Annotated in this window: 24 protein-coding genes and 1 pseudogene; 11 read left to right on the top strand and 14 right to left on the bottom strand. The window is 58.0% G+C overall.

What is annotated here, in order from left to right:
* Nucleotides 1–39: 39 nt before the first annotated feature.
* From hemN to ACTG19_RS11795, 4 genes are all read right to left on the bottom strand, one after another.
* Entirely contained in the window at nucleotides 40–1413 is a 1374-nt protein-coding gene (gene hemN / locus ACTG19_RS11780) for an oxygen-independent coproporphyrinogen III oxidase (RefSeq protein WP_113740325.1), read from the bottom strand.
* 31 nt (nucleotides 1414–1444) lie between these two features.
* Nucleotides 1445–1885, bottom strand: coding sequence for a DUF2489 domain-containing protein (locus tag ACTG19_RS11785; RefSeq protein ID WP_005339712.1), 441 nt, complete (start codon nucleotides 1883–1885; stop codon nucleotides 1445–1447).
* 11 nt (nucleotides 1886–1896) lie between these two features.
* On the bottom strand, nucleotides 1897–2484 hold the full coding sequence (gene yihI / locus ACTG19_RS11790; protein ID WP_101530323.1) for a Der GTPase-activating protein YihI: 588 nt from the start codon (nucleotides 2482–2484) through the stop codon (nucleotides 1897–1899).
* Nucleotides 2485–3322: 838 nt separating this feature from the next.
* Nucleotides 3323–3940, bottom strand: coding sequence for a c-type cytochrome (locus ACTG19_RS11795; protein WP_005339710.1), 618 nt, complete (start codon nucleotides 3938–3940; stop codon nucleotides 3323–3325).
* 142 nt (nucleotides 3941–4082) lie between these two features.
* On the opposite strand from ACTG19_RS11795, the gene yihA reads away from it, so the two are divergent.
* Nucleotides 4083–4739 (top strand): ribosome biogenesis GTP-binding protein YihA/YsxC, encoded by a 657-nt coding sequence (yihA, locus tag ACTG19_RS11800; protein ID WP_042657324.1) that lies wholly within the window; start codon nucleotides 4083–4085, stop codon nucleotides 4737–4739.
* Between the two features lie 776 nt (nucleotides 4740–5515).
* Here the strand turns inward: yihA and ACTG19_RS11805 are convergent.
* The 9 genes from ACTG19_RS11805 to ACTG19_RS11845 all read right to left on the bottom strand — a co-directional run bounded on the left by ACTG19_RS11805 (nucleotide 5516) and on the right by ACTG19_RS11845 (nucleotide 12280).
* Complete coding sequence (locus ACTG19_RS11805) at nucleotides 5516–5776, bottom strand: DUF1488 domain-containing protein (RefSeq protein ID WP_019445781.1); 261 nt, start codon at nucleotides 5774–5776, stop codon at nucleotides 5516–5518.
* Complete coding sequence (gene aroE / locus ACTG19_RS11810) at nucleotides 5773–6594, bottom strand: shikimate dehydrogenase (protein WP_113740323.1); 822 nt, start codon at nucleotides 6592–6594, stop codon at nucleotides 5773–5775. The genes ACTG19_RS11805 and aroE overlap by 4 nt, the downstream gene beginning before the upstream one ends.
* A gap of 103 nt (nucleotides 6595–6697) precedes the next feature.
* Nucleotides 6698–7606 (bottom strand): oxygen-dependent coproporphyrinogen oxidase, encoded by a 909-nt coding sequence (gene hemF / locus ACTG19_RS11815; protein WP_113740322.1) that lies wholly within the window; start codon nucleotides 7604–7606, stop codon nucleotides 6698–6700.
* Nucleotides 7607–7718: 112 nt separating this feature from the next.
* Entirely contained in the window at nucleotides 7719–8279 is a 561-nt protein-coding gene (locus ACTG19_RS11820) for an L-threonylcarbamoyladenylate synthase (RefSeq protein ID WP_113740321.1), read from the bottom strand.
* Between the two features lie 135 nt (nucleotides 8280–8414).
* A complete protein-coding gene (purE, locus tag ACTG19_RS11825; RefSeq protein ID WP_113740320.1) occupies nucleotides 8415–8918 on the bottom strand; it encodes a 5-(carboxyamino)imidazole ribonucleotide mutase in 504 nt (167 codons plus the stop codon).
* Between the two features lie 74 nt (nucleotides 8919–8992).
* Entirely contained in the window at nucleotides 8993–9550 is a 558-nt protein-coding gene (locus ACTG19_RS11830) for a DNA topoisomerase family protein (RefSeq protein WP_005339702.1), read from the bottom strand.
* Between the two features lie 55 nt (nucleotides 9551–9605).
* Nucleotides 9606–10079 carry a DUF494 family protein gene (locus ACTG19_RS11835; RefSeq protein WP_005339699.1) on the bottom strand — a complete coding sequence of 158 codons (474 nt, stop codon included), beginning with the start codon at nucleotides 10077–10079 and terminating at the stop codon, nucleotides 9606–9608.
* Nucleotides 10072–11187 (bottom strand): DNA-processing protein DprA, encoded by a 1116-nt coding sequence (gene dprA, locus ACTG19_RS11840; RefSeq protein WP_113740319.1) that lies wholly within the window; start codon nucleotides 11185–11187, stop codon nucleotides 10072–10074. The genes ACTG19_RS11835 and dprA overlap by 8 nt, the downstream gene beginning before the upstream one ends.
* A 1-nt stretch (nucleotide 11188) precedes the next feature.
* Nucleotides 11189–12280, bottom strand: a complete 1092-nt coding sequence (locus tag ACTG19_RS11845) for a LysM peptidoglycan-binding domain-containing protein (RefSeq protein ID WP_113740318.1) — start codon at nucleotides 12278–12280, stop codon at nucleotides 11189–11191.
* Nucleotides 12281–12388: 108 nt separating this feature from the next.
* Here ACTG19_RS11845 and def point away from each other — a divergent pair, with 108 nt between their 5' ends.
* From def to ACTG19_RS11870, 5 genes are all read left to right on the top strand, one after another.
* On the top strand, nucleotides 12389–12901 hold the full coding sequence (def, locus tag ACTG19_RS11850; RefSeq protein ID WP_005357510.1) for a peptide deformylase: 513 nt from the start codon (nucleotides 12389–12391) through the stop codon (nucleotides 12899–12901).
* A gap of 12 nt (nucleotides 12902–12913) precedes the next feature.
* On the top strand, nucleotides 12914–13858 hold the full coding sequence (fmt, locus tag ACTG19_RS11855; protein WP_108588251.1) for a methionyl-tRNA formyltransferase: 945 nt from the start codon (nucleotides 12914–12916) through the stop codon (nucleotides 13856–13858).
* Between the two features lie 60 nt (nucleotides 13859–13918).
* Nucleotides 13919–15211 carry a 16S rRNA (cytosine(967)-C(5))-methyltransferase RsmB gene (gene rsmB, locus ACTG19_RS11860; protein WP_005356215.1) on the top strand — a complete coding sequence of 431 codons (1293 nt, stop codon included), beginning with the start codon at nucleotides 13919–13921 and terminating at the stop codon, nucleotides 15209–15211.
* Nucleotides 15212–15290: 79 nt separating this feature from the next.
* Nucleotides 15291–16667, top strand: coding sequence for a Trk system potassium transporter TrkA (trkA, locus tag ACTG19_RS11865; protein WP_005339689.1), 1377 nt, complete (start codon nucleotides 15291–15293; stop codon nucleotides 16665–16667).
* Nucleotides 16668–16763: 96 nt separating this feature from the next.
* Complete coding sequence (locus tag ACTG19_RS11870; protein ID WP_005341967.1) at nucleotides 16764–18206, top strand: TrkH family potassium uptake protein; 1443 nt, start codon at nucleotides 16764–16766, stop codon at nucleotides 18204–18206.
* A 241-nt stretch (nucleotides 18207–18447) separates the two neighbouring features.
* Here ACTG19_RS11870 and typA read toward each other — a convergent pair whose 3' ends face one another.
* A complete protein-coding gene (gene typA, locus ACTG19_RS11875; RefSeq protein ID WP_005339679.1) occupies nucleotides 18448–20259 on the bottom strand; it encodes a translational GTPase TypA in 1812 nt (603 codons plus the stop codon).
* A gap of 351 nt (nucleotides 20260–20610) precedes the next feature.
* On the opposite strand from typA, the gene glnA reads away from it, so the two are divergent.
* The 5 genes and pseudogenes from glnA (at nucleotide 20611) to add (ending at nucleotide 26426) form a co-directional block, all read left to right on the top strand.
* Nucleotides 20611–22020 carry a glutamate--ammonia ligase gene (gene glnA / locus ACTG19_RS11880; protein WP_005339672.1) on the top strand — a complete coding sequence of 470 codons (1410 nt, stop codon included), beginning with the start codon at nucleotides 20611–20613 and terminating at the stop codon, nucleotides 22018–22020.
* Between the two features lie 115 nt (nucleotides 22021–22135).
* The gene (locus ACTG19_RS11885) at nucleotides 22136–22714 is read left to right on the top strand and encodes a DUF4124 domain-containing protein (RefSeq protein ID WP_113740317.1); all 579 of its coding nucleotides are present in this window, start codon (nucleotides 22136–22138) and stop codon (nucleotides 22712–22714) included.
* An 86-nt stretch (nucleotides 22715–22800) separates the two neighbouring features.
* Nucleotides 22801–23856 (top strand): nitrogen regulation protein NR(II), encoded by a 1056-nt coding sequence (glnL, locus tag ACTG19_RS11890; RefSeq protein ID WP_005356202.1) that lies wholly within the window; start codon nucleotides 22801–22803, stop codon nucleotides 23854–23856.
* Nucleotides 23857–23865: 9 nt separating this feature from the next.
* A pseudogene (glnG, locus tag ACTG19_RS11895) lies at nucleotides 23866–25283 on the top strand (nitrogen regulation protein NR(I)).
* 141 nt (nucleotides 25284–25424) lie between these two features.
* Nucleotides 25425–26426: an adenosine deaminase gene (gene add, locus ACTG19_RS11900; protein WP_439989098.1), complete on the top strand. Its 1002-nt coding sequence runs from the start codon at nucleotides 25425–25427 to the stop codon at nucleotides 26424–26426.
* Nucleotides 26427–26436 lie beyond the last annotated feature (10 nt).

A 26436-nucleotide genomic window follows, 5' to 3' on the forward strand; every position in this document is an offset into this window, starting at 1 on the left:
CGATGGCGCCCTTCTCTGTTTTCTAATCGGCAAACAAGCTTATATCACGCGAGAGAACTGCTGCTGACGCGCCTTGTTGCGCAAGTACACGTCGAAACACATGCAGATATTGCGGATCAGCAGCTGCCCCGTGGAGGAGACCTCCAGACCATCCTCCGTCATACGCACCAATCCATCGTTGATGAAGGTCTGCAGCAGCTTGAGATCGTCGGCAAAATACTCTCTGAAATTGAGCCCGTGCGCCTGCTCGACAGCGGCAAAGTTCAGACGGAAATCACAGATAAGCCGCTTGATCACCTCACGGCGGATCAGGTCATCCTGATTGAGCGAGCAGCCTTTCCATTGGGCATGACCCAGCTCTGCAACCTGTGCGTAATAAGTCTTGAGCTCTTTCTGGTTCTGGGAGTAGGCATCACCGATCATGCTGATGGAGGAGACCCCCAGCCCCAGCAGATCGCAATCACCTTGAGTGGTATAGCCCTGGAAGTTGCGGTGCAGCTTGCCCTCGCGCTGCGCGACCGCCAGTTCGTCATCGGGTTTGGCAAAATGGTCCATGCCGATGAACTGGTAACCCTGACCGGTGAGGAAGGCGATGGTGTCCTGCAGCATGGCCAGTTTCTCCTGCGGCGCAGGCATGTCGTCTTCTTTCAGCTTGCGCTGGGCGGCAAAGCGACTCGGCAGATGGGCATAGTTGAAGATGGAGAGGCGCGCCGGAGCCGTTTTGAGCACCTCTTCCAGCGTATGATGGAAGCTGGCACGATCCTGATGCGGCAGGCCATAGATAAGGTCGAGGTTGGTCGAGCGGAAGCCTAGTTCACGGGCCCGTTCCAACATGGCTTTAATAAAGTCGTTGTCCTGCTCGCGGTTGACCGCAACCTGCACATCCTTGTTGAAGTCCTGCACCCCGAGGCTGATGCGGTTGAAGCCGACGTCTCGCAGCACATCCAGCATGGTAATGGCAATCTCGCGCGGATCGACCTCGATGCTGAACTCCCCCTCTTCGGCGAAATGGAAGTGCTCACGCAGCATGGCCATCAGACGGCGCGTTTGCGCTTCATCCAGATAGGTGGGTGTACCGCCACCCCAGTGCAGCTGGGTAACCAGACGATGCTTGAAGAGCGGGGCTTGCGCCTTGATCTCCTGCTCCAGGTAGTCGAGGTACTCGTCAGCCTTGTGCTGATGACGGGTAATGACCTTGTTGCAGCCGCAGTAGTAGCAGAGCTTGTGACAGAAAGGGATGTGCACGTAGAGCGACAGATTGCGCTCGGGATACTGGCCGGCAGCGCGGACAAAATCCGGATAGCCGAAGCTCTCGTTGAACTCCAGCGCAGTGGGATAAGAGGTGTATCGCGGGCCACTGTAGTTATATTTTTCGATCAGGGCCTGATCCCACACAATCTGTTCTGCTTGCACGCTCGCTTCCTCTCTTGTTGTTATTGTTGGCTCACCGACCTAACTGAAAATCCTTCAGCTGGGCCACATCCTTGAGGATCTGAGCCTCCAGCTCGGCCTCGTAGCCGCTGCGTTCGAGATCCATCTTCATCACTTCATTGCGCTTGAGGGCGCGTCTGGCCTCATGAGTCGGCATATCTTTCACCTTCTCATACAGCCCGTACAGACCCGGGAACTCGGCAACGAACGCCCGCCCCCCCTTGATCTGCAACGCATCCAGCAGATTGGTCAGCCGAATGGCGCCTTCGGAGTAATCGCACTGCCCCTCCTGCACCGCATGAGCAATGACCCGCACGCTCTCCAGAATTCGTTCATTGCGAGCGGTAATCGCCTGCCACTGCATCGCTTGCTGTCGTCTCAGCCTGGCCAGCAGCATGCCTGCATAGATGGCCAATCCTGACAAAATCAGGCCGCCCAACAGGGCGGCCAGCATCCATCCACTCATCACTTTTTCTTCGGCTCAGGCTTGGGTTCCGGCTTGAAATCGACCTGGTTGAAACGGTCCCACAACTCCTCTTCGGAGGCCGGTTTCTGCTCGTCGAACTCGGCGTCATCGCCATCATCAAACGGCAGATCATCATCTTCATCATCGTCGTTGTCGATGATGCCCAGCTCATCCATCAGCTCCTGATAACGGTCGACACGCTGATCAACCCAGGCCTGCTCGGCCGCTTCCAGGGTTTCACCGGCATCAAGACGATCCAGCAGATCATTCAAGCGGTCATCGTTTTCGATGGAAGCCAGCTCCTGCTCGGGCGTCATCACCAACTTCTTCTCTTTCACCGCCTTGGGTGCTGCCGGCTTCTTCTGTTTGTCATCCACCACCAGAACTACCGGCTTGCGGGAACCGATACGCGGATCTTTGGACTGGCTGTTGCCAGACTTGTTCTTCGGCTGTTCAACTTGCTGACGAGAACCAGCCTTCAGGCCCTTGCGCTTGGCAGCCCGTTTACGCTCACGGCCTTCCTGAGCACTGACATCAGATTCTTTGCGCTTGCCAGTAGGCTTGCGAGTGGGTTGTTTGGCAGACATGAATGGCTAACTCCGAAAAAAAAACTGGTTTGACCCGTACCCGGGATGATCTCACCCGGTGGGATACGATGCGAGGAACAGTAAGGCTGGAACAAGAGCAGGATCCCGCACCAATCAGGCCCAATCAGGCCACTGAACACCGCAGGATCGGTATCCTCTGGGCATGTTGCTGGTATTTTGACACAGAATGGCTAATCGGGTTAATGACCCAAAAGAAAAAAGGCAGCCGAAGCTGCCTTGATATGTTCATGCGTGCGCCATCCTGAATGGCAAAACAATCTGTTTCGTCCTCTCCGTGACAACTTGTCGCCGCATCATATCGTTGTGTGGTCATCCTGACCTTATATTGGTCGTTCCTGAATGTGCGTGTGCCTGTTTGACCCGTCTCGACCGCATCCTGCCATCGTGCCGGGGAGTCTGCATCCCGCAACCCCATCCCGCTCCGGAGATGGTCACCATCCTGATCCTTCAATCCTTTGCCAGCTCATCCGAGCCCATGGCATCCCGCCACGCCAGCCATCCTCTGCTCACAACACCCTGTCGTGAAACCGCCACCCAATCCGTGGATGAATCCATTAAGCCTACTGTACCAACTCTATAAAGCGGCTCAATCCACTCAAAACATTCTCAACATGTCGAAAAATATCAATACTTATATAATCTGTTGATAAATAATGATTATTTAATATTTTATGCAATTTTATGAGCCTTGGCCTGCCTTGAGAATGGGAGATCTCTTACAGAACGGGGGGATTAAACCGAGAATTATCTGAAAGCCATAAAAACAACGGGGAGCCCAGGCTCCCCGTTTCAACTTAAATCGACCGTATCGACTATATCAGTGCAGACCCGCCACATATTTGGAGAGGGCTTCGATATCCTGATCAGTCAGTTTCTTGGCAACGTCCCGCATCATGCCATTCGGATCGTTGTCACGCGTCCCGGCACGGAATGCGGTGAGCTGAGCCTTGATATAGGCAGGATGCTGGCCGGACAGGTTTGGATACTTCGCCTGTTCGACACCCGAGCCACGGGGACCATGGCAAGCCGTACAAGCTGCCAGACCGCGACTCATGTCACCACCCATATAGAGTGCCTTGCCCGCTTCGACCACGTCGTCAGGGACAGCGATAGGGGTAACCTTCAGGCTGGAGAAATAAGCCGCCAGGTCATCCATGTCCTGTTCCGACAAAGGTAACGCCATCGGCCCCATCACTGGCGCAACCCGGCCAATTTGACCAGAAGCGGCAGCCTTCAGTTCAACTAACTGCTTTTTGATATATGATGCGTGCTGACCAGCAATTTTGGGGTACATATCAACCAGGCTGTTTCCGTCCGGTCCATGACAAGCCGCACAAACGGCAGCCTTGGTCTGTCCCGCAGCGGCATCGCCCTTGGCTTGTGCCATCCCCGTTACGCCAACCATCAGAGCAAGAGTAATGACTAGGTTCTTCATGGCGTTCCAACTTTTCGTTATTAGGCTTCCAGATCCCATGCCGCTGAAGGCATGTTAAAATAAACGCGTTTAAGCGACGCTATTTTACACCATTTTACAAAAAAGTAACTCTATAACCCTCTATCTCCATGGGGAATTTACGTTGGATACACAAACTCTGAATTTCAATAAGGTGCATTTTGTGACCAGCGCACCCGACATCCGTCACCTGCCAAATGATGGGGGTGTCGAGATCGCGTTTGCCGGCCGTTCCAACGCCGGTAAGTCATCTGCATTGAACACCTTAACCAAACACAAGAACCTGGCGCGCACCAGTAAGACACCCGGTCGTACCCAGCTGATCAACCTGTTTGAGCTGGAACCGGGCAAGCGTCTGGTCGACTTGCCGGGTTATGGTTATGCGCAAGTTCCGCTGGAAATGAAGCTCAAGTGGCAAAAGTCACTGGCAGAGTATCTGCAGCGCCGTGAGTCATTGAAAGGTCTGGTGATCCTGATGGACATCCGCCACCCGCTCAAAGATACCGACATGAACATGCTGGAGTGGAGCTCGCACCGTCAGTTGCCCGTCATGCTGCTGCTGACCAAGGCTGACAAATTGAGCCCCGGCCCGCGCAACAACCAGGTGATCAAGGTGCGCCAGGCTGTTGCCAACCTCGGTTCCCAGATCCAGGTTGAAGCGTTCTCCTCCCTCACCAACATCGGTGTGGAGAAGCTGGCGCAAACCCTGACCGAATGGTACGTCAGTGGTGACGATACCGACCTGCTGGACGCTGATGAACAACAACCTGTCGAGGAGTAATCCACTCCTCGCTCTCCTTGCAATTGGCGGAGAACTCCTCCGCTGATTGAAAGGGTTTCAGATTGCCGCTTTCACCTGCCTCACGACAAACACCCCGCATTCGCCTCCCCAGTTATATCCATTACCGCTTACAGTTCATATAGATAGGCAGTTAATTCACGAGAGAAATTAACCTCTAAAGACGTTGAGAGCGTTTTCAAATTCGTTCTTTCAAAACGAACCAGAATTACAAAAAGAGACAAAGATGAAATTTAATTACAAGGCCTAACCGAAAGGGATAAAAATGAGGCCGGACGACAGTGATGCCATCCAGCCTGAAATAATAAGTTCAAAAAATTGGGAAGAAGCTGAATCTTGAGTACCAGACGACAGGTATTCCTCAAGAAGCAGCCTCATTCTATCAAATGCATCGCCAATTTAAAGCATTTACTCTAAATGATGTGCATAAAAAAACACCCCGACGAGAACCTCATCGGGGCAGCTATTCAGCCACATTCAATTACGTGAAATAAAAGGTCTGAAAGATAGAACATCTTACCTCTGTACCCTACGCAGACAACTGTACAGCAAAGCAGCAGAAAGTGAAAGTAATTTATGTAATTTAGTTTCACAACTTACAGATTAAGAAAAAATCTTTTATCTTCATACAGATAAAAAAATCCCCAGTACGAATACCGGGGAGTTATAAAGGTGACTAGCTAGCACTTCCTCAACTATCTAGTTAGTCAGCGTCATTTCAAAGTAGTTCCGCTACAAAACAAAAAAACTTTGAAAAATCAGAGATAGATAGCGCCATCTTCAGCAAACTCTTGTTCTTCAATGAGTTTTTCAGCCATGTCTTCAATATCAAAACGTACACTTTCGAAGGCTCTGACGATGTCATCCTCTCTCGTCAGCGCCAGACCTGTCATTCTCTCCAGTCGCCGCTGACTGATGTAACAATCTATCAGCGCCCCCATCTGCTGGGCAGGAAAACGCACCCGCTGTTCGTCAGCCTGCCACTCCATCAGATCGGGAAACAGAATACCCTGGTTCATATCACCCCCAAGTTACGCTTCAACTCTCTCAATACCTGTTTAGTCCCGGGACGAATTCCGCGCCACACGGTAAACGCTTCGGCGGCCTGTTCCACCAGCATGCCGAGTCCATCCATGGTTTGACGGGCCCCATGCTGTTTGGCCCAACTGATAAACGCCGTATCCGAGGCGCCATACATCATGTCGTAGATGGCAATATCAGTGTGGATCAGGGCAGGGGCCAACGGCGGTAGCTCTCCTTGCAGGCTGGCAGAAGTCGAATTGATGACGAGATCGAACGGCCCTGCCAGCTGCTCATAGGTCTGGGCGGTCACGGGCCCCAGATCGTGGAATTCAGCAGCCAGCTGCTGCGCTTTTGTGTGGGTGCGGTTGGTGACCACCAGTTCGCTCGGCAACTCAGCCAGCAGCGGCGCCAATGCACCACGAGCCGCGCCACCGGCACCCAGCAGCAGGATCCGGCTATCCGCCAGCATCACACCATGGGACTTGAGATCGGCGACCAATCCAGCGCCATCGGTATTATCCCCCAGCAACACGCCATCATCGGTCAGCTTGATGGTATTGACCGCGCCCGCCCGCTTGGCCCTCGGGCTCAAGCAATCGACCAGAGTGAATGCTTGCTCCTTAAAGGGAACGGTGACATTGCATCCCTTGCCCCCTTGGTCAAAGAAGGTGCGCAGGGCGTGGGCAAACTCGTCGACGGCGGGTTCAGCCAGCCCATACTCCAGCTCTTGCTGGGTTTGTCTGGCAAACAGGGTGTGAATGAAGGGGGACTTGCTGTGGCGCACCGGGTGGCCAAAAACCAGATAACGATCCATCAAAGAGTTCCATCAGAGGGCAATATTCCGATTTAACGGGTTTTCGCACTCGGGAACAAGCCGAATATCGGTCACTAAAAAGGGGCCATCATGGCCCCTCGGGTCACAGCCATTCTCGCGGCGTGAGATAGTCGGTGTAAAGCAAGGCTTCAGGAGTGCCTGCCTCCGGCTGCCAGTCATACTCCCAACGGGCCAGCGGTGGCATCGACATCAGGATCGACTCGGTACGTCCGCCGGTCTGCAGCCCGAACAGGGTGCCACGGTCATACACCAGATTGAACTCCACATAACGGCCGCGACGATAGAGCTGGAACTCCCGCTCCCGCTCGCCATAGGGTAGAACCTTGCGTCGTTCAATGATCGGCAGGTAAGCATCAAGATATCCCCGACCTACCGCCTGCATAAAGGCAAAGCAGTCTGCAAAAGGCCAGCGATTCAGATCGTCGAAGAAGAGACCGCCCACCCCCCGCGTCTCGTTGCGGTGCTTGAGAAAGAAGTAGCGATCGCACCAGGATTTGAACTCGGGGTAGATCTCATCACCGAACGGCTGGCAGAGATCACGGGAGACCTGATGCCAGTGCTGCACATCCTCGGCAAACGGGTAGAAGGGCGTCAAATCGAAGCCACCGCCAAACCACCAAATGGGCTCTTCACCTTCCTTCTCGGCGATGAAGAAACGGACGTTGGCGTGGCTGGTCGGCACATAGGGGTTGTACGGATGGATCACCAGCGACACGCCCATCGCCTCGAACTTGCGACCGGCCAACTCTGGCCGATGGGCTGTAGCAGAGGCAGGCATGGCATCGCCATACACATGGGAGAAGTTGACGCCCCCCTGCTCGATCACCGCACCGTGGCGCAGCACACGGGTGCGACCACCGCCACCGCCTTCACGGCTCCAGGCATCTTCCACAAAGTGTCCACTGCCATCGGCCTGCTCCAGACCACGGCAGATCTCGTCCTGCAACTGCAACAGGAAGGCCTTGACCTGGGCCACATCCGGTTTGCTCATCTTGTCTCCAGTCAGGCAGGATCGTGAACGCCCTGTCCATTTTTATAGTTAAATCAATCCGATGAGCTCACCGCTCAGCGGATTGATGGCAAATCATGACGTATCCGCCTGCTCAGGAGGGGCGAATAATGGCGCCGGTTCTGGCGTCCTTGATCTCGGAGGGGTTGGCTTGACCACCCACTTCACCGGGCAGGATATAAGCTAACTTGCTTGCCAGCCGCTCACCAATATCGGCCACCCGACGGGCAGGCTCCTCACCGGTCAGGTTGGCGCTGGTAGAGACCAGCGGCTTGCCAAAGGCACGGCACAACGCCTGCACCTGAGGATGAGCCGTCACGCGTACCGCGATGGTCTCGAACTGCCCGGTCAGCCAGGCCGGCGTCGTTGCACGGGCAGGCATGATCCAGGTAAAGGGGCCGGGCCAGCTGACTTCAACCCGAGCAAGTTGTTCATCGCTAAGCTGGCTCAGATCGATGTAATCCTGCAATTGCGCCAAATCGGCAGCAATCAGGATCAACCCCTTCTCTACCGGACGCTGCTTGATGGCCAGCAGCCGCTGCACCGCCACTTCGGAGTCGGGATCACATCCCAGACCAAACACTGCCTCGGTCGCATAAGCAATCACCCCTTCCTGCTGGAGGGCGGCAACAGCCTGTTCAAATTCATTTGGCATAGGAAAAATGCGGCAGCTTGGCTGCCGCCTCGTCACTTAGTAGCAAGTTGAATCCATACGGCGGCGACCACAACAAAGTGACGTTTTGCTGTAGCACAGGAAAAATACGACACATCCGGATCGCCACCCGTTCACTTACTTGAGTTGAGCCTGCAGGGCGGCATCCTTGGCCATCACCTCTTCGGCATTCTTCTGGCGTTCGGCCCGAACCTTGGCCGCCAGTTCATCATCGGCTACTGCCAGCATCTGGGCTGCCAGATAACCTGCGTTCTTGGCACCGGCTTTGCCGATCGCCACGGTCGCCACCGGTACACCACCCGGCATCTGCACGGTGGAGAGCAGCGCATCCAGCCCCTTGAGCGGGCCACCATCGATGGGTACCCCGATCACGGGACGAGTCGTGATGCCGGCTACGGCACCCGCCAGATGGGCCGCCAGACCGGCAGCACAGATAAAGACCTTGCAGCCACGGGCCTCGGCATCGGTCACATACTGATGGGTCACAGCCGGCGTGCGGTGCGCGGAGGTGACTTTAACTTCCACTGCGATATCAAATGACTTGAGCACCTCGAGGGTGGTTTGCATCACGGGGAAATCAGAATCAGAGCCCATCAATACGGCAACAAAGGGTTTATTCATGGTGGGAATTTCCTTACTCCAAGTGGGGGGTTGAAGTTCACCGAAAACGTTTCAATCCGGTTGCGGCGGCGGGATTATACCTGCTCACTTTGGTGGCCGCATTTCTTTTGCGGACAGACCCAACGCAGAGTTCCCCTCACTTTTTTTTCCACCATGATGCCCCAACCACACGCGGGGCAAGGCATGGGGATCGGTTTGTCGTTCACCACATATTTGCAATGGGGATAGCCATCACAGGAGTAAAACTGCTTGCCGTAGCGGGAGGTACGGCTCACCAGATGACCCTTGCCGCACTCGGGGCAGAGGATCTGGGTATCATCGCTCTCCTGCAGGGATTCGATGTGCTGACAGGCCGGATACTGGGTACAACCGACAAACAGACCGTAACGCCCCTTCTTGATCGCCAGCGGCTCTCCGCAATCGGGACAGGCAGAGCCTTCGAGCACCTTTTCGATGTCGCGGCCGGATGGCGTCAGGGAGCGAATGTAATCACAGGCAGGATAGGCAGAACAGCCGAGAAAGGGGCCATGTTTGCCCTGGCGGATCACCAGCTCGGCCCCGCACTGCGGGCACGGCTCGCGCTCGAAGGCATGTTCGTGGGCTGAAAAGAGGTGATGATCGATTTTTGACATGGGTCGCGCCTTGAAATCCAGATGGCCTGAATTCTACCAGCGCGGCACCGGACTGTCAGTGAATGACGCCGTCTGACTCATCAAACACCAGCTCTTCCATCTGCTGGTAGGCATTTTCACTGCCCGGTACGTTGAACAGCACCATCATGACGACCCACTTCAGGTCATCCAGCTCGATATCCGGCTTGTCCAGCTCGAGCAGGCGCTCGATACAGATCTCGCGGGTTTCGGCATTCAACACCTGGGCCTGTTCCAGAAAGAGCAGGAAGCCGCGGCACTCGGTGCTGAGGCGTGCCAGCTCTTGCGGAGCATAGATACGCATCGAGCCTTGCGCGCTGGCGGTAACATAGACCTCCCGCTCGCTATCGTGCAGATTGGCCAGCCGCTCCAGCCAGTCGAGCGCCTTGTCGATCTCTTCTTTATCGAAACCGGCCCGGCTCAACTCGTCGGTGAGCTCATCCTGCTCGACCATCACATCTGCATCGCTGTGGATGTAGGTCTCGAAAAGGTACATCAATACATCAAACATGATTCGCCCTCCTCGCTCTGACGTATCCACCGGCTACCGCCATCACTGCACCGGCCAGCTCCAACTCTACCAACCTGCCCAATACCACTTCGACAGGAAGCTGGGCCCGCTCGGCAACGGTATCCACGCTCGTGGTCTCATAATCTACGTTATCCAACAAATCGGCATAAGGCAATTCGCTATTATGCGGTTGCTCAGATGGTATGACCGACGAATGTGGCCGTGCGACCCACTCTGGCAGCTCTTCCACTATATCGGCCGCACTCAGCACAAGTTTGGCCCCCTGCTGAATTAATCTGTTACACCCTATCGCCTGGGCGTTTTGCGGGGCACCGGGTACCGCAAACACTTCGCGCCCCTGTTCAAGCGCATAGCGGGCTGTGATCAGCGAACCGCTCTGCTCGGTCGCCTCCACCACCAGAGTTCCCAGCGACAGACCACTGATAATACGGTTGCGACGAGGAAAATGTTCAGCCAGCGGCCCTTTATCCGGCGCCAGCTCGGAGATAAGCAAACCACCACTCTCCAGAATCTGGCCTGCCAGCCCCTGATGGCGTTTGGGGTAGAGGCAATCCAGCCCAGAACCCAACACGGCAAGGGTGATACCGCCACAAGCCAGCGCTTGCTGATGGCAAACACCATCGATACCGAGCGCAAGGCCCGAGGTGATGGCTAACCCGTATCCAACCAGCTCGCTACAGAGGCGGGAGGCATTATCTTTGCCTGCATAGGTAGGGTGGCGTGTCCCCACCATTGCCAGCTGGGGTAACGACAGCGCAGCAAGATCGCCACGACAGTAGAGCAACAGGGGGGCCGCGGGAATCTCCCGCAACAAGGGTGGATAAATCGGGTGATCTTGCGGAATAAGGAGATTGTCAGGCAAAGCGGCCCAAGCCAGGCTCTGCTCAACTACTGGCGAGGGCCAGCGCAGTTGTTTGATCTGCTCTGACGACAACCCCATACCATGCAGTTGCGCTTCATCGCTCTGAAACAGGGCCTCAATACTTCCCCCAGCCCGTTCCAACAGACGTGCAGCGGTCACCGGACCGATACCGGTGACCGCATCGAGAGTTAGCCAGAGCGCCAGACGCGCGTCGGGGTAGTTCACGTCAGAAGTGAGTGACCTGATAGCCCGCACTCACCATGTCGTTACTCTGCATGATGAGACCGTAACTCAGCTTGTCATACACCTTGAACAACATGACACGGGCAATCGCTTCAGAGGGCAGTGGTGCCTTCTTGTTGCTGCTGTAAAACACCCGGTTAAAAACCGACGAGAGCTCCTTGTACTGCACATCGCCATTCTTGGTGACCAGAGCAGCACCGGGCCGTCTGACATCCAGTACATCCCCGGCGACCAGTTGATCGCGGCCACCCCGGTTGATCAGCACCACATCAAACTTGCCACCGCCCCGTGTCTTGTTCGGCAAATCGATGATATAGCCCGGCGTGATGGCAGGTGCCGCTTTCGGTGTGAAGACGGCGGGCATGTTCTCCTGAGCGGGCAGCGGCATCACCTTGTCGCCCTGCAGCACCTCCCGCTGGTTGTGAGTGAGGGTAACTTCAGTCCGATCACCATCAAGACGTGCCACGGCCCGCACCACACCGGCAAAGATCGCCTCCTGGCCCAGCAGCTCACCGGTTTCGCGATCCTTGTAGACCACTCCGGGGTGATAAATGCCATAAACCTGCCCCGGCGTCAGGGAGCCCTGCACATAGAGGGTGTCCCCCTCCAGCATGCCGATATGTTTCTGATCCGACCCCAGCAGATAGGGCAAGGTTTTCTGCTGCTGGTTGTCTGCCAGAATATGGTCAGTTTGCAGGAAGGGGCCGATCTCGCTGATAGGCAGGGTCGGAATGGGGTTGGCTTTGTTCTCGTAACGGGTTTTCGGGCCGAGACGGATGACTTGCTTGCCCCCCTGCATCGCCTTGCCGAGTCGGGGTTCACCATTGACCCAGCTCAGATGCAGCACATCACCGGGGTAGATCCAGTGAGGATTGGCAATCTGCGGATTGATGTTCCAGAGACGGGGCCAGAGCCAAGGTTCGGAGAGATACTTGCCGGAGATATCCCACAGGGTGTCGCCTTTTTGCACTACATAGCTTTCGGGGTAACCCGCTTTCAGCCTCAGCTGATCGGCCAGTGCTGCCTGACTCACGGTCACCAGCAGGCAGGCGAGGATGGTTTGCTTCAGATACATAACACTCCCTGTTACTTCTGTACGCAAAGTGTTGCTGTTTTTTGTCGGCGTAAATGACTAGAATTACGCCAATATTGACTGCATTTATACGAAACTAAAGAAAAAACTATGGCCATTCTAGATGTATTGCGTTTTCCCGATGAGCGCCTGCGCACCGTTGCAGCCCCTGTCGAGACCTTTACACCCGAGTTACAACAGATTGTAGATGATATGTTCGAAACCATGTACGCGGAGGAAGGCATTGGCCTGGCCGCGACTCAGGTCGACATTCACCAGCGCATCATAGTGATCGATGTCTCTGAAAACCGTGAAGATCCTCTGGTATTGATCAATCCGGAGGTCATCGAGCAGTGCGGCAGCACCGGCATTGAAGAGGGTTGCCTCTCCGTGCCCGGCAGCCGTGCTCTGGTGCCTCGCGCCGAACAGATCAAAATCCGCGCCCTGGATCGCAACGGCAAGCCGTTCGAGCTGGAAGCCGATGATCTGCTCGCCATCTGCATCCAGCATGAGATGGATCATCTGGTCGGCAAGCTGTTTGTGGATTACTTGTCCCCGCTCAAGCGCCAGCGCATTCGCCAGAAGCTGGAAAAGATGGCCCGTGAAGATCGCAAAGTCCTCTGAGGATCTGCCCCATTGAATAAGCTGAAACTGATTTTTGCCGGTACTCCCGACTTCGCCGCCCGTCACCTGGCGGCGTTGTTGTCTTCCGACCACGAGGTCGTTGCCGTTTATACCCAGCCTGACAAGCCTGCTGGCCGTGGTCAGAAGCTCACCGCCAGCCCGGTCAAAGAGCTGGCACTGGCCCACAACCTGCCGGTTTACCAACCGGCCTCTCTGCGCAAGGAAGAGGCGCAAGCCGAGCTTGCTGCACTGGGTGCCGACCTGATGGTAGTGGTGGCCTATGGTCTGATCCTGCCCAAGGTGGTACTCGATACCCCGCGGCTGGGCTGCATCAACGTCCATGGCTCCCTGCTGCCCCGCTGGCGCGGTGCCGCACCGATCCAGCGCTCTATCTGGGCGGGCGATGCCGAAACCGGCGTCACCATCATGCAGATGGATGTGGGACTGGATACCGGCGCCATGATCCGCAAGGTAAGCTGCCCCATCGCCGCCGACGAGACTTCCGCCAGCCTCTATGACAAATTGGCCGAGCTGGGCCCGCAGGCTCTGGTCGACACCATCAATGCCATGGCCGCCGGTGAAACCGCTGCCGAGGCACAAGATGATGCGCTGGCCAACTACGCCGAAAAGCTCTCCAAGGAAGAGGCCCGCATCGACTGGTCGATGGAGGCTGTTGCCATCGAACGCTGCATCCGCTCGTTCAACCCCTGGCCCATCAGCTGGTTTGAAGTGGCTGACCAGACCGTCAAGGTATGGCAAGCCGCCGTCATTGACAGTGACCACGACCAACCCGCCGGCACCCTGCTCAAGGCCGACAAGCAGGGGATCGATATTGCGACCGGCAAAGGGGTACTGCGCCTGCTGACCCTGCAACCGCCCGGCAAGAAGGCCATGTCCGTTTCGGATCTGCTCAACTCTCGCCGCGACTGGTTTGAACCCGGCACGCAATTGAATTGAACTGGATTGAATTGACACAAGCGGGGCCCAGGCCCCGACTTGCGCATCTAAGGTAACTCTATGAAAACACGTGCACAGGCCGCTCTCGTTATTCAACAGGTGCTGGATCAGGGTCAATCCCTCTCCGCTGTTCTGCCTGCTGCCCAGGAGAAGGTTGCACCTCGCGATCGCGCTCTCCTGCAAGAACTCTGCTACGGCACCCTGCGCTGGCTACCCCGCCTCGATGCGGCAGTCAACGAGATGATGGACAAACCGCTCAAGAACAAGAGCCGCATTTTCCACTACCTCATCCTGGTCGGTCTCTATCAGCTCATCTACACCCGCATTCCGGCTCACGCCGCGGTGGCCGAGACCGTCAACGCCGTCAAACTGCTCAAGGGCACCTCCCTGCGTGGCCTCATCAACGGCGTGCTGCGCAACTTCCAGCGCAGCGCCGAAGTCATTCTGCTGCGTATCGACCGCGTTCCCAGCATTCGCCTCGGTCATCCGGAGTGGCTCACCAAGCGTCTGCGTCAGGCTTATCACGATGAGTGGGAATTCATTATGGAGGCGAACAACCAGCGTCCCCCCATGTGGATCCGCAACAACAGCCAGCGCCAGAGCCGCGATGCCATGCTGGCTCGCATGGCCGAAGCCGGCATCAATGCGGTGGCCGGTGAGGAGGGCGAGGATTGCATCCTGCTGGAGCGTCCCTGCGATGTGACCAAGCTGCCCGGCTTCGAGGTCGGTGACTGCTCGGTACAGGATGGTGCAGCACAACAGGCTGCCGCCCTGCTCGACCCGCAACCGGGTGAATGGGTGCTGGATGCCTGCGCCGCCCCCGGCGGCAAGACCGCCCACCTGCTGGAGCGTCAGCCCAAGCTGGCTGGCGTGGTTGCCGTCGATGCCGACGAGAACCGCCTCAAGCGGGTGCAGGAGAACCTGGATCGCATCGGCCTGACCGCCAAGGTGATCCACGGCGATGCGGCGGCACCGGAACAGTGGTGGCCGGAGGGTCAGTTCGACCGCATCCTGCTGGATGCTCCCTGCTCCGCCACCGGTGTCATCCGCCGCCACCCAGACATCAAGTGGTTGCGCCGTGATCAGGACATCCGCGAGCTGGCCGAGCTGCAGCGCCGTATTCTGAACGCCCTCTGGGGCAAGCTGAAAAGCGGCGGCACCCTGCTCTACGCCACCTGCTCCGTCCTGCCGGAAGAGAACCGCGAACAGATCCGCGCCTTCCTTGCCGCGACCAAAGATGCCAAATTGGTACCGCTGCACGAACAGGACACCCCGGACTGCCCGGGTCGCCAGTTCCTGCCGGGTGAAGCCGAGATGGATGGCTTCTACTACGCCAAGCTGGTCAAGCTGTGACGCTGACATGCTTCTTCCGGGGCAATCGCCATGCAGGTGAAATGCCCCTTTACTGCCTCAACGTGAGTAGACGTTCCCTATGAAAATCATCATTTTGGGAGCCGGCCAGGTCGGCGGCACTCTGGCCGAGAACCTGGCCGGAGAGAACAACGACATCACCATCGTCGATACCGACAGCGAGCGCCTGCGCGAACTGCAGGACAAGTTTGACCTGCGGGTGGTCAACGGGCATGGCGCTCACCCCAAGGTGCTGCGCGAAGCGGGGGCTCAGGATGCCGACATGCTGGTCGCCGTCACCAACAGTGACGAGACCAACATGATCGCCTGTCAGGTGGCCTACTCCCTGTTCAACACCCCGAATAAGGTGGCACGGATCCGCTCGCCAGCCTATCTGACCGAACGGGATCGCCTGTTTCTGCCGGAATCGGTGCCGGTGGATCACCTGATCGCGCCGGAGCAGTTGGTGACCGACTATGTGCGTCGCCTGATCGAATATCCGGGCGCCCTGCAAGTGGTTGATTTTGCAGGTGGCCGCGTCGGTCTGGTAGCGGTCAAGGCCTACTACGGTGGCCCGCTGGTGGGTAACGCCCTCTCCACCCTGCGCGAGCACATGCCCAACATCGAGACCCGGGTAGCGGCCATCTTCCGTCAGGGCCGCCCGATCCGTCCGCAAGGCACCACCATCATCGAAGCGGATGACGAGGTCTTCTTCGTCGCCGCCGCGGGCCATATCCGTGCCGTGATGTCTGAGCTGCAGCGCCTAGAGAGCCCCTACCGCCGCATCATGATCGTCGGTGGTGGCAACATCGGCGCTGGTCTCGCCCGCCAGCTGGAGAAGCGCTACAGCGTCAAGCTCATCGAGCGCAATCAGAAGCGGGCGGAGCAGCTCTCCGAACTGCTGGAGAACACCATCGTCTTCTGTGGCGATGCGGCGGATCAGGAGCTGCTGGCCGAGGAGCACATCGACCAGATCGACGTATTCATCGCCGTGACTAACGAGGATGAGGCCAACATCATGTCGGCGCTGCTCGCCAAGAAGATGGGCGCCAAGAAGACCATGGTGCTGATCCAGCGCGGCGCCTACGTCGATCTGGTGCAGGGTGGCTCCATCGATATCGCCATCTCGCCCCAGCAGGCCACCATCTCGGCCCTGCTGACCCATGTGCGCCGGGCCGATATCGCCAACGTCTACAGCCTGCGTCGCGGCGCGGCCGAGGCGATCGAGGCGATTGCCCACGGTGACGAGAACACCTCCAAGGTGGTCGGCAAGACGGTAGGCGAGCTCAAGCTGCCGCCGGGCACCACCATAGGTGCCGTAGTGCGCGGAGATGAGGTGCTGATAGCCCACGATCGCACCAAGATCCAGCAGGATGACCACGTGGTCATGTTCCTGGTGGACAAGAAGTACATCCCGGAAGTGGAGCGGCTATTCCAGCCAAGCCCCTTCTTCCTGTAACGTCTTCATGCGCACAGGCTGTCAAACCAGACCCGGCTCAGCTCCCCCAAGGGGATGGTCCGGGTCTTTTGTTAATCAACGACCAGGTTATCGAACATGATCAAGCTGCGTCCCATTATCTTCACCCTCGGGCTGGTGCTCTCCAAGCTGGCGCTCTTCATGTGGCTGCCCACCTTGCTGGCACTACTCACCGGGTCAGAGGGATTTGTCGAGTTTCTCAAGTCCGTGCTGATCACCCACGGCGCCGCCCTGCTCTGCCTCCACTATGGTCGCAAGGCGGAGTTTCATCTGGGGGTGCGGGAGATGTTCCTGCTCACCACCTCGGTCTGGGTGGTGGCCTGCGCCTTCGGCGCCCTGCCTTTTGTTTTCATCACCCACATCAACTTCACCGACGCCTACTTCGAGACCATGTCGGGGGTGACCACCACGGGCTCCACCGTGCTCTCCGGCCTCGACAACATGGCCCACAGCATCCTGTTGTGGCGTTCCATCCTGCAGTGGCTGGGCGGGGTCGGCTTTATCGTGATGGCGGTAGCCGTGCTGCCCTACCTCAACGTCGGCGGCATGAAGCTGTTCCAGACCGAGAGCTCTGACTGGTCAGACAAAAGCGCCCCGCGTGCCAAAACGGTGGCCAACAACATCGTCGTGGTCTATCTGGTGCTCTCCATGCTCTGCTTCATGGCCTACTGGGCCAGCGGCATGAACATGTTCGAGGCGATCAACCACGCCATGACCACTCTCAGTACCGGCGGCTACTCCACCTCCGATCAATCCATGTCCCACTTCTCCAACTCGGCACACTGGATTGGCACCCTGTTCATGTTCCTCGGCGGCCTGCCCTTCCTGCTCTATGTGCAGAGCCTCAACCACAGGGACAACAGCCTGTTCAAGGATGCCCAGGTGCGCGGCTTCTTCTGGCTGGTGGTCTGGGTCACCGTCATCATGACCTTCTATCTGTGGGAGAGAGACCTGTTCGGCTTCTGGGATGCCCTGCGCATCAGCTGCTTCAACATCGTCTCGGTGCTCACCACCACCGGCTACGGCCTTGGTGACTTCGGCACCTGGGGGCCGCTCGCCAGCATCGTCTTCATCGTGCTGCTGGCTCTTGGGGCCTGCTCAGGCTCCACTGCGGGCGGCCTCAAGATCTTCCGGGTACAGGTGGCGTTTGCCCTGTTCAGAAAGCAGATGCGCCAGCTGATGCACCCCTCTGCCGTATTCCCCCAGAAGTACAACGGCCGGACGGTCAATGACGCCATCATCCGCTCGATGATCTCATTCGTGCTGGCCTACTTCGCCATCATTCTGGTGATAGCCGCACTGTTGGGCGCCATCGGGCTTGACCCCCTGACGGCTATCTCCAGCTCCATCACCGCTGTCGCCAACGTCGGCCCGGGCATGGGCCCGGTGGTCGGCCCCAGCACCAACTTTGCCAGCCTGCCGGAATCGGCCAAATGGCTTTTGTCATTCGGCATGCTGCTGGGACGACTGGAGATCCTGACGGTCGCCGTGCTCTTCTTCCCCTCCTTCTGGCGCCAGTAACCCCTTACTGCAAGCCAGCAAAAAGCCGCAGCGTTCATCCGCTGCGGCTTTTTTATCTCATCCACCCCCACGACCTTCGCTCAACGCTCATCAGCCCCATTACCGGATGGCCTGAACGAGCTCATCAGGATGGCCAGAGCGGATCACAAGCATAAAAAAACGGACCCAAACCAGAGGTTTGGGTCCGTTTATCAGTGAACCGTCAGCGGCCGCGAGGGCTGCCGAGACTCAGCACATGGCATTAACCACGGCCAGAGCGCTTACGATCCAGCTCGGTCAGCAATTTCTTGCGGATACGGATGTTCTTCGGAGTCACTTCTACCAGTTCGTCGTTATCGATGAACTCGAGAGCCTGTTCCAGAGTCATGCGGATCGGCGGAGTCAGCACTTGAGCTTCGTCGGTACCGGAGGCACGCATGTTGGTCAGCTGTTTGCCTTTCAGGCAGTTAACAGTCAGGTCGTTGGAACGGGAGTGGATACCGATCACCTGGCCTTCGTACACTTCGGTCGCGTGACCGATGAACAGACGACCACGGTCTTGCAGACCGAACAGGGCGTAAGTCAGTGCTTTACCGGTAGCGTTGGAGATCAGCACGCCATTCTGACGCTCGCCGATGCTGCCACCCTTGTGCGGACCGTAGTGGTCGAAGGTGTGGTACAGCAGACCGGTACCGGAGGTCATGGTCATGAACTCGGTCTGGAAACCGATCAGGCCACGGCTCGGGATCATGAAGTCCAGACGGACACGACCCTTGCCATCCGGGGTCATGTTGGTCATTTCGCCTTTACGCAGACCAAGTTGCTCCATCACGGAACCCTGGTGCGCTTCTTCAACGTCCACAGTTACGGTTTCGAACGGCTCTTGCAGAACGCCATCAACGGTACGCAGGATTACTTCCGGACGGGACACCGCCAGTTCGTAACCTTCGCGACGCATGTTTTCGATCAGGATGGAGAGGTGCAGTTCACCACGACCGGATACACGGAACTTGTCCGGATCATCGGTCTCTTCCACGCGCAGGGCCACGTTGTGGACCAGCTCCTGGTTCAGACGCTCCAGAATGTTACGGGAGGTCACGAACTTGCCCTCTTTACCGGCGAACGGTGAGGTGTTGACCTGGAAGGTCATGTTCACGGTCGGCTCGTCAACGGAGAGCGGCGGCAGGGCTTCAACGGCACCGTTGTCACAGATGGTGTCGGAGATTTTCAGCTCGCCCAGACCGGTGATAGCGATGATGTCACCCGCTTGCGCGTCGGTAACTTCAGTACGGGACAGACCCAGGTAACCCAGCACCTGACCGACTTTACCGTTACGGGTCTTGCCGTCGGCACCAACGATGGTGACTTGCTGGTTGGTCTTGACGCGACCACGAGTGATACGGCCGATACCGATAACGCCCACGTAGGAGTTGTAGTCCAGCTGGGAGATCTGCATCTGGAAACCACCTTCGGCATCAGCCTTCGGCGCTTCAACGTTGTCAACGATGGCCTGGAACAGCGGCTCCATGTTCTCGGACTCGACGTCCTGATCCATGGTGGCCCAACCGTTCAGTGCAGAGGCGTAAACAACTTTGAAATCCAGCTGTTCGTCAGTCGCGCCCAGGTTGTCGAACAGGTCGAATACCTGATCCATTACCCAGTCAGGACGAGCACCCGGACGGTCAACCTTGTTGATGACCACGATCGGCTTCAGACCCTGAGCGAACGCTTTCTGGGTCACGAAACGGGTTTGCGGCATCGGGCCGTCTACGGCGTCAACCAGCAGCAGCACGGAGTCAACCATGGACAGTACGCGCTCTACTTCACCACCGAAGTCGGCGTGACCCGGGGTATCAACGATGTTGATGCGGTAGTCATTCCAGCGGATCGCAGTGTTCTTGGCGAGAATGGTGATGCCACGTTCCCGTTCCAGATCATTGGAGTCCATGATCCGTTCCTGGCCTTCCGTGGAGCGGTCCAGGGTGCCGGACTGCTGCAGCAGCTTATCAACCAGAGTCGTTTTGCCGTGGTCAACGTGCGCAATAATCGCAATATTGCGTAAATTCTCTAACATTCTCGCCTCAATCACCGGGTAAAATTGGGCGCTAATTGTACTCTTGCCTTTGTGATCTGCCTAGCAGAATTGCAGTACATTCGCGCATAACAACAGATCTGGATCATAGACCTCTCTGACAAACCCTGCTTAGATGGGCAGTGACCGTATTTCGCGCACCATTACAGTGCACCAAAACGATCCACCATCGCACTAAATTGATGCAACGCGAGTCGAGATCGCCTGATTTTGGGGAGCCTCTTCAGCGAGATTGCCCTGAAATCAAGCTGTCACAAACTTGGCACGATACTGGCTTATGTGAATACGACGACGCATTCACCCAGAGAGTTTTAACACCGGAGGTTACTTAGCATGTCAGCCCAGAACGTTTTGGCCCTGATCCAGGAACACGAAGTCAAGTTTGTTGATCTGCGCTTTACCGACACCAAGGGTAAAGAGCAGCATGTATCCATCCCTGCTCACCAGGTTGATGAAGATTTCTTCGAAGACGGCAAGATGTTCGATGGTTCCTCCATCGGCGGCTGGAAGGGCATCAACGAATCCGACATGGTACTGATGCCGGACGCAGCCTCCGCCAAGCTGGACCCGTTCACCGAAGAGACCACCCTGAACATCGTTTGTGACGTGCTGGAGCCTGCCACCATGCAGGGCTACGACCGCGATCCGCGCTCCATCGCCAAGCGTGCAGAAGATTTCCTGAAGTCCAGCGGCATTGCTGACACCGTGCTGTTCGGGCCGGAGCCGGAATTCTTCATGTTCGACAACATTACTTTCTCCAACACCATGGGCCACAGCTTCGTGAAAATCGAATCTGAAGAAGCCGCATGGAACTCCGGCACTGCCTATGAGCATGGCAACAAGGGTCACCGTCCGTTCGTGAAAGGCGGTTACTTCCCGGTTGCACCGGTCGACTCCTCCCAGGATATCCGCGCCGCCATGTGTCTGGTGCTGGAAGAGATGGGCCAGGTCGTTGAAGCTCACCACCACGAAGTGGCTACTGCCGGTCAGAACGAAATCGCTACCCGCTTCAACACTCTTACGCTGAAAGCTGACGAAGTGCAGGTACTGAAGTACGTGATCCACAACGTGGCCCACGCCTACAACAAGACCGTGACCTTCATGCCGAAACCCATGTTCGGTGACAACGGCTCCGGCATGCACTGCCACCAGTCTCTGGCCAAGAACGGCGTCAACCTGTTCGCTGGTGACCTGTACGGCGGTCTGTCCGAGATGGCTCTGCACTACATCGGCGGTATCATCAAGCACGCCAAGGCCATCAACGCCTTCGCCAACCCGACCACCAACTCTTACAAGCGTCTGGTTCCGGGTTATGAAGCACCGGTCATGCTGGCCTACTCTGCCCGCAACCGCTCTGCCTCCATCCGTATCCCGGTGGTACCGAGCCCGAAAGCCCGTCGTATCGAAGTGCGCTTCCCGGATCCGGCTGCCAACCCGTACCTGGCCTTCGCAGCCCAGCTGATGGCCGGTCTGGACGGTATCATCAACAAGATCCATCCGGGCGATGCCATGGACAAGAACTTGTACGACCTGCCGCCGGAAGAAGCCGCAGAAGTGCCGACCGTTGCCGGTTCTCTGGACGAAGCCCTGGCCGCTCTGGATGCTGACCGCGAGTTCCTGACCCGTGGCGGCGTGTTCAGCGATGACTTCATCAACTCCTATCTGGAACTGAAACAGCAGGATGTTGACCGTGTGCGCATGACCCCGCACCCGCTGGAGTTCGAACTGTACTACTCCGTCTAAGTCTCAGCAGACTGGCCGTTTAAATCTTGTCAGCTTGCTTAATCGTGACAAAACCCGCCATCTGGCGGGTTTTTTCTCTGATAGGATTAAGCAAAATACCGTCAAGGAGAGATGGATGAACAACAAGCATGGCATAGGGGTGCTCAGCCTCCTGTTGCTGACCTCGTTCGCTGCGGACGCGGCCAAGGTCTACTCCTGGGTCGATGGCAATGGCATCACCCACTACTCGGATGCGCCACCACCCGGCAAAAATGCCAAAGAGGTCGATCTGCGGGTCGCCCCGCTGCTGGGCAGCAGCGCGCCCAGATCGGTGCAGGTGGATAACTTCAACAGCCTGACCGGCGCCGATGCCAAGAAAGAGAAAGAGGCGGCCAAGCTGACCATCGAACTGCTCTCCCCGGAACAGGGCAGCACCCTGCGCGACAACACAGGCAACATCGTCTTTCAGGGCACCATCAGCCCCAAACCTCCGACCCAGTATGATGTGCGCCTGACCCTGGATGGCAAAGCCGCCCCCATCGTCAGCAACAGCCTCTCTGTCCGCGTCGAAAACATCGATCGCGGCGCCCACGAGGCTCAGCTCGAGCTGCTCGCCAAAGACGGTACGATCCTTGCTAAATCCAGTGCAGTCACCTTTTACCTGCATAGAGCGAGCGTGACGCCGGCTCCCAAACCCACCCCCAAAGCCGACTAGGGGTGATATAGCGCACCGATGCGGGTAAACTCTATGCACCATATCGGTGCATAACAGGTGTGTAGCACCGTTTTAGGGAGAAACCTGTGCCAACCCGCTCGGACAACGCCAAAACACTCTTGGATAATTTGCTGACCGCCGTGATCCTGATGGATGAGCGGCTCTGCATCCAATTCGTCAACCCGGCGGCTGAACAGCTGCTCTCCCTCAGTGAACGCAGGCTGATCGGCATCGAACTGCCCCATCTGCTGGAACATATCTCCCTCGATTTGCAGCGGCTCAAGCAGTGCCTCGTGTCAGGGCAAGGCTTTACCGATAGCGAAGTGACTCTGGTGGTAGAGGGAGAACCGCGACTGGTGGAGCTGAGCGCAACCCCGATGGCCGACCACGAACAACGTCTGCTGGTGGTGGAGCTGCGCAAGATCGACCAGCAGAAGAAGATCAGTCAGGAGCAGCAGCAACATGCCCAACAGCTGGCGGCCAAGGAGCTGGTGCGCGGGCTGGCCCACGAAATCAAGAATCCCCTCGGCGGCCTGCGCGGCGCGGCCCAGCTGCTGCAAAAAGAGCTGCCGGATCCGGCGCTGCGCGAGTATACCGGCATCATCATCGAACAGGCCGATCGGCTGCGGGTACTGGTCGATCGGCTGCTCGGCCCCCAGCGCCCCGGCCGTCACCAGATGCACAATGTCCATTCGGTGCTGGAGCAGGTACGCCGACTAGTGGAGCTCGAACTCCCTCCCTCTGTTCGCATCGAGCGGGATTACGACCCCAGCATCCCCGAATTCGAGATGGAGCCGGATCAGCTACAGCAGGCGTTTCTCAACATAGTGCGCAATGCCGCCGAAGCACTGGGCGATCAGACCGGGCTTATCCGCATCAAGACCCGCACCGCGTTCCAGATCACCATCCACGGCCAGCGTTACCGGCTGGCAGCGGAGATCAAGATCATCGACAACGGCCCCGGTATTCCGGACGCCATTCGCGACACCCTGTTCTACCCGATGATCACCGGCAAGGAGGGGGGCACCGGGCTCGGCCTCTCCATCGCCCAGAACCTGATCGACCAGCACAAGGGGCGAATTGACTGCATCAGCTGGCCGGGTCACACCGAATTCACCATTTTTCTACCGCTTCGCAAGTAAGGGAACCCCATGACCGCCAAAGTGTGGATCGTCGATGACGACAGTTCTATCCGCTGGGTGCTGGAGCGCACTCTCGGCAGCGAAGGCTTCAACTGCGAGAGCTTTGCCGATGGCGAAGCCCTGCTGCACGCCCTTGAGCTGCGCTCGCCCGATGTGATCCTCTCCGATATCCGGATGCCGGGCATCGATGGTTTGAGCCTGCTGGAGCAGATCCACCGCCGTCAGGCCGATCTGCCCATCATCATCATGACCGCCCACTCGGATCTCGACAGCGCGGTCAACGCCTACCAGCGCGGCGCCTTCGAGTACCTGCCCAAACCATTCGACATAGACGAAGCGGTGACCCTGGTGCGCCGCGCCGAGAATCACCTCAAGGAGCAGCGCACCAAACGCAAGTCTCGCCAGCAAGAGGCCGCCGCCACTCCCGAGATCATCGGTGAGGCGCCGGCGATGCAGGAGGTGTTCCGTGCCATCGGCCGCCTGTCGCGCTCCAGCATCTCGGTGCTGATCAACGGCCAAAGCGGTACCGGCAAGGAGCTGGTCGCCCATGCGCTGCACAAGCACAGCCCGCGCGCCCACAAGAACTTCATCGCCCTCAACATGGCTGCCATTCCGAAAGACCTTATCGAATCCGAGCTGTTCGGTCACGAGAAGGGGGCCTTTACCGGCGCCAACAACATCCGCCACGGCCGCTTTGAGCAGGCCGACGGCGGCACCCTGTTTCTCGACGAGATCGGCGACATGCCGCTGGATGTGCAGACCCGGCTGCTGCGGGTATTGGCCGACGGCCAGTTCTACCGGGTCGGAGGCCACCAGCCGGTGCAGGTGGATGTGCGGATCATCGCGGCCACCCACCAGAATCTGGAGAAGCGGGTCGCCGATGGCGAGTTTCGCGAGGATCTGTTCCACCGCCTCAACGTCATCCGCATCCACATCCCCGCTCTCAAGGAGCGCCGTGAGGACATCCCACAGCTGGCCCGACACTTCCTGCTGCGCGCCGCCAAAGAGCTGAACGTCGAGGCCAAGAGCCTACACCCGGATACCCAGGCCTATATCAGCCGCCTGCCCTGGCCGGGCAACGTGCGCCAGCTGGAGAACGTCTGCCGCTGGCTCACCGTGATGGCCTCGGGGCAAGAAGTGCTAGTCGGCGACCTGCCTGCCGAGCTGCTCACCCCCATCACCCACAACGCCGAACCGGGCAACCGGCCATGCCTGGTTGCTGGCAGCAGCAGTTGCAGGAGTGGGTGGCCAGCAAGTTGGCGCTGGGAGAGACAGACATCCTGGCCGATGCCATGCCCCAGTTCGAGCGGATCATGCTGGAGACGGCACTGGAACACACCCACGGCCACAAGCAGGAGGCCGCCCGCCTGCTTGGCTGGGGTCGCAACACCCTCACCCGCAAGCTGAAGGAACTCGATCTCTCCTGAGTCCCGGGGAAAAACGATTCCCATCACGCCCTGACAAATCACCGCCTGCCAGAACCCCGTTTAACCATAAACGGGGTATCTTTTTTGAAAGCCCCGCCTAGAATGGCAGGCTTTCAAACCTGACTCGACGAGGGCGCCCCCATGATTGACAGATCTCTCCCCCTGACCGACCTGCACCGCCATCTGGACGGCAACATCCGCCCGCAAACCATCCTCGAGCTGGGTCGCCAACACAACATTCAGTTGCCCGCATTCGAGCTGGAAGCGCTGCGTCCCCACGTACAGATCGTCGAGAACGAGCCGAGTCTGGTTGCCTTCCTGAAGAAACTGGACTGGGGTGTGGCCGTGCTGGCAGACTACGACGCCTGCCGCCGGGTCGCCTACGAGAACGTGGAAGATCTGCTGCGCGCCGGTATCGACTATGCCGAACTGCGTTTCAGTCCGGCCTATATGGCGATGGCCCACAAGCTGCACCCGCAGGGTGTGGTGGAAGCCATCATCGACGGCGTGGCCGCGGGCAGCCGCGATTTCGGTATCAAGACCAACCTGATCGGCATCATGAGCCGCACCTTCGGCACCGAGCAGTGCAATCAGGAGCTGGCCGCCTGTCTGGCCCACCGCGACAAGCTGGTCGCCATCGATCTGGCCGGTGACGAACTGGGCTTCCCGGGCGAACTCTTTGTCGACCACTTCCGCAAGGTGCGCGATGCGGGCATGCGCGTCACCGTACACGCCGGTGAAGCCGCTGGCCCCGAGAGCATGTGGCAAGCCATTCGCGAGCTGGGCGCCGAGCGTATCGGCCACGGCGTCAAAGCGATTCAGGATCCGGCCCTGATGGCCTATCTGGCCGAGCACCGCATCGGCATCGAATCCTGCCTCACCTCCAACATCCAGACCACTACGGTAGCGAGCCTGACCGAGCACCCGATCCGCCAGTTCCTGGCCGCCGGTGTGCTGGCCTGCCTCAACACCGATGACCCGGCGGTGGAAGGGATCGACTTGCCGCACGAATATGAGGTGGCCGCTCCGGCCGCTGGCATGACCGCCAGCGAAATCCGCACCGCCCAGCAGAACGGCATGACCCTGGCCTTCCTGAGCGATAGCGAGAAAGCCGAACTGAGCGCCCGCGCAGCCAGCCGCTGATCCACACCGG

It is taken from the genome of Aeromonas sp. 3P (assembly GCF_051919745.1).
Classification (GTDB): domain Bacteria; phylum Pseudomonadota; class Gammaproteobacteria; order Enterobacterales; family Aeromonadaceae; genus Aeromonas; species Aeromonas veronii.

Bases quoted from the DNA above. Each gene is read 5' to 3' on its own strand.
- ACTG19_RS11785 (WP_005339712.1), bottom strand. From the start codon at position 1,885: ATGCTGGCCGCCCTGTTGGGCGGCCTGATTTTGTCAGGATTGGCCATC.
- yihI (WP_101530323.1), bottom strand. From the start codon at position 2,484: ATGTCTGCCAAACAACCCACTCGCAAGCCTACTGGCAAGCGCAAAGAA.
- ACTG19_RS11795 (WP_005339710.1), bottom strand. From the start codon at position 3,940: ATGAAGAACCTAGTCATTACTCTTGCTCTGATGGTTGGCGTAACGGGG.
- ACTG19_RS11805 (WP_019445781.1), bottom strand. From the start codon at position 5,776: ATGAACCAGGGTATTCTGTTTCCCGATCTGATGGAGTGGCAGGCTGAC.
- aroE (WP_113740323.1), bottom strand. From the start codon at position 6,594: ATGGATCGTTATCTGGTTTTTGGCCACCCGGTGCGCCACAGCAAGTCC.
- hemF (WP_113740322.1), bottom strand. From the start codon at position 7,606: ATGAGCAAACCGGATGTGGCCCAGGTCAAGGCCTTCCTGTTGCAGTTG.
- ACTG19_RS11820 (WP_113740321.1), bottom strand. From the start codon at position 8,279: ATGCCAAATGAATTTGAACAGGCTGTTGCCGCCCTCCAGCAGGAAGGG.
- purE (WP_113740320.1), bottom strand. From the start codon at position 8,918: ATGAATAAACCCTTTGTTGCCGTATTGATGGGCTCTGATTCTGATTTC.
- ACTG19_RS11830 (WP_005339702.1), bottom strand. From the start codon at position 9,550: ATGTCAAAAATCGATCATCACCTCTTTTCAGCCCACGAACATGCCTTC.
- ACTG19_RS11835 (WP_005339699.1), bottom strand. From the start codon at position 10,079: ATGTTTGATGTATTGATGTACCTTTTCGAGACCTACATCCACAGCGAT.
- ACTG19_RS11845 (WP_113740318.1), bottom strand. From the start codon at position 12,280: ATGTATCTGAAGCAAACCATCCTCGCCTGCCTGCTGGTGACCGTGAGT.
- def (WP_005357510.1), top strand. From the start codon at position 12,389: ATGGCCATTCTAGATGTATTGCGTTTTCCCGATGAGCGCCTGCGCACC.
- rsmB (WP_005356215.1), top strand. From the start codon at position 13,919: ATGAAAACACGTGCACAGGCCGCTCTCGTTATTCAACAGGTGCTGGAT.
- trkA (WP_005339689.1), top strand. From the start codon at position 15,291: ATGAAAATCATCATTTTGGGAGCCGGCCAGGTCGGCGGCACTCTGGCC.
- ACTG19_RS11870 (WP_005341967.1), top strand. From the start codon at position 16,764: ATGATCAAGCTGCGTCCCATTATCTTCACCCTCGGGCTGGTGCTCTCC.
- typA (WP_005339679.1), bottom strand. From the start codon at position 20,259: ATGTTAGAGAATTTACGCAATATTGCGATTATTGCGCACGTTGACCAC.
- glnA (WP_005339672.1), top strand. From the start codon at position 20,611: ATGTCAGCCCAGAACGTTTTGGCCCTGATCCAGGAACACGAAGTCAAG.
- ACTG19_RS11885 (WP_113740317.1), top strand. From the start codon at position 22,136: ATGAACAACAAGCATGGCATAGGGGTGCTCAGCCTCCTGTTGCTGACC.
- add (WP_439989098.1), top strand. From the start codon at position 25,425: ATGATTGACAGATCTCTCCCCCTGACCGACCTGCACCGCCATCTGGAC.